This window comes from uncultured Ligilactobacillus sp., from assembly GCF_948826705.1.
Classification (GTDB): domain Bacteria; phylum Bacillota; class Bacilli; order Lactobacillales; family Lactobacillaceae; genus Ligilactobacillus.
Genome location: NZ_CAQLEL010000080.1, coordinates 1 through 2974, shown reverse-complemented (window position 1 = coordinate 2974; position 2974 = coordinate 1). Strand labels below are relative to the sequence as shown.

At 31.1% G+C, this 2974-nt stretch carries 3 protein-coding genes; 1 reads left to right on the top strand and 2 read right to left on the bottom strand.

Features of this window, described 5'->3' with window-relative positions:
- Together Q9Q35_RS05435 and Q9Q35_RS05430 are read right to left on the bottom strand one after the other, a co-directional pair.
- Window positions 1–661, bottom strand: a 661-nt coding sequence (locus Q9Q35_RS05435) for an MFS transporter (protein ID WP_304652493.1), incomplete at its 3' end; no start/stop codon positions are given.
- Entirely contained in the window at window positions 658–1713 is a 1056-nt protein-coding gene (locus tag Q9Q35_RS05430) for a ThiF family adenylyltransferase (RefSeq protein ID WP_304652492.1), read from the bottom strand. The genes Q9Q35_RS05435 and Q9Q35_RS05430, both read right to left, overlap by 4 nt.
- Window positions 1714–2113: 400 nt before the next feature.
- Here Q9Q35_RS05430 and Q9Q35_RS05425 point away from each other — a divergent pair.
- On the top strand, window positions 2114–2974 hold an 861-nt coding region (locus Q9Q35_RS05425), incomplete at its 3' end, for a helix-turn-helix domain-containing protein (RefSeq protein WP_304652491.1).

The following is a 2974-nucleotide window of genomic DNA, read 5'->3' as shown; positions in this document are numbered from 1 at the left end:
TCATCAACCGTAATTGACGCGAATGTTTAAGTTCACGAAAGCCGGTCACCACTTGTTTGATCAAGCTCTGTTTCAAGTTTTGCTTAGAACTATCAGTGACCTCCTCAATATAACCATATCTGATCGCCAAAAACGCTACTAATGTTAAGAGTACACTCACCAAATAAAACCTTATCCCTAACCTATAATACAGCCATGAACCAAGTACCCCTCCAAACAGTGCTCCAATAAGATCCAAGCGATTAGTATTACTGATAAATTTGGCAACTAAGCGATCTTGAGCTTGGTGCTTGAGTTCATTTATCAATTGTGCATCCAATGTCCCACTCTCTAATGCCATTGCTAATCCATAGCATGCCCAAGCAAGTAATATCGCCTGAAAGCTTTCACCTGACCAAACTAGCAAAAACATCCCAAGCAAAAAGACTTTTGCCCATAAAAAGAGGGCTTTTTTAGAATACAGATCAGCTAATAGACCACTAGGATATTCACTGACTAAAATGACCAAGCTATAGGTCGCTTGAACTAACATGATCTGCGTCAATGACAAGCCTTTAGCAAACAAGAGCACGGTCAAGACGGCATGTGGCAAAGAAGCCGCTAACGTGGTCAAAGTAGTTGCTAGATAAAATATTTTGATATTTTTCTGCAGTTGCTTCATTTATTTTCCTCGCTACAAAAGCTACAATTTTTATCTTTGGGAACATCTAATGTATAATTTTTAAACGTCACATTGTCAACACCAAATCGTTTATTTAGCGATTTGACTTTATCTAATTTTTCAGCTTCGAACTGAATAATATCAGACATTGCTAAACTAGACGCTAAGGCATTATTTGTAAAACCAGATGGAGCTTCATATTTATTATTAATGTTCAACAACTCATCTTGCATTGAATCTTTTTCATGTTTTTCAAGAGATAAAGTATTATTGCAATATGGACAACTTGAAATCCCTGGAACATAAAATGGTCCAATTACAGAAATATCATTTAAGTAACCAACATTTAAAAAGGGAATTTTATTTTTTACACAATACTTTGTAGTTTCTTCTAAGGCAGTAATACTATCCCCTGAAAGTATTACTAAATATCGCTTATTATCTGTTAATTTAATTGATTTTTCTAGTAGATCCTCGGTAACATATCTATCATAGGACGTAATATCTAATAAAGGATTACGTAATTGAATCTGCTTTTTCAGCATATCTGCTTTTGAATATCCTATATCTTTAGTTGTGAACAATAATTGCCGATTTAAATTACTATTTTCAATCTTATCTCCATCAATAAGTAGCATTTTTTCAGGAGTAAATGTTGCCAAGGAGTAACTTAAAAAGTTTCCTATCCCACCACAACCAATGATAATCACTGTAGTATTTTTTAAATTATTTAACACTAATTTTGCATCTACATCTATTGATAATAAATATAAATAGTTTTTAAAATCAAGAGTATCCTTTTTCGGCTTTACCAACGAGCTTTCTAAAATTAAATTACTATCTAATAATTTTTGAAAAGTATTTTTTTTAATGTTATGTTTTAACTCAAACTTTTTAATTTCAGCTTCAGTACGTTCGATCTCCGTATAGTTTAAAAGATGGAGTGCATCTTTAAATTCTTCTAAACTCAATGTAAACTGTTTTGTACCAACACCTAAAATTCCACATTTTTCGTTAAAACCACCCGTTGCTAATAAACTTGTTTTATACATAATTATCTCCTATCGTAATTTATAGTATTTATAAACTTCCGAATACTAACGAAAACCATAATACTCAAGGTATTATGGTTTCCATCAATATACGGAGCTAGTTTTTGATCATAAGTGACATAGATATCACCTCCTTTAAGTGATGTATTAAAGGTATAGCTAATTTATACAAAAAGAAGATTTTTTCAAAAAAGGGTCATATATAAGAGATAATAGTATGAACACAAATATAACCCTATAAACCGACAATAATAATAATTTCTGATATTATTATTGAAAATAGATTTGAAAACTTCTCCATGATTAACACGCGCACCTTTTTCTTATTTCTTTTCCTCTACATTAACTATATAATGAACAAAAAGATATTATTTTTTTGTTGTGAAAGTGGGAATTTTAAATGAAGTCACATCTAGGGAAAACACTCAGAAAAATTCGAGTAGGCAAACATGTAAGCTTAAATGCAGTGGCTGATGAGTATTTATCAAAATCTCAAATATCACGCTTTGAGCGAGGCGAATCCGAGATATCTTGTATTCGCTTGATCAATATTCTCGATAAATTACATGTTTTGCTTGGGGAATTTCTTATCTTACATGATGGTGAGCATACGCAAACCGAAAACTTTGTTGATCTAGTGCAATATATCCGTAAAGAATATCCCACACAAAAAACGGATAATATTATTAAGTTACTTTCTGATACTTCTAGATATCAGTTAAATGATCTCGAGAAAACTATGATAAAATCAATAATTTATATGCTAGATCACTCGGATAAAATAAAGCCAACTGAAACCGAGATCTTGAATTTGACAGATTACTTATTCGAAGTTGAAAATTGGGGATATTATGAGATCACTTTATTAGGAAACTGTTCAAGAACGATTCCCTATCCTTCTTTTTTCTTGCTTACAAAAGAGATGTTAAAAAACTATATTTACTCTTCTTTAAACAAAACTAATAAGAAGTTAGTTACACAACTAGCTATTAATTGCTTGATCGTAAGTATTGATAATGAGCAGTTTGAAAATTGCAAGTATCTTATCCAAGAAATTAAAAAGTTACTAGATAATGAATTAAATTATTTTGAACAGACTGTATTTCTTTATGCACAAGGATATTTTGAATTTGAGCAAAATATTAAAACAGGACGATCTAAAATGCAGCAAGCATTACAGGTATTCAACATTTTAGGCGAAAATGATATTCATAGTCAATATGCAAGTCATTATACTAAGACTATAGGAGCAAAAAATCAT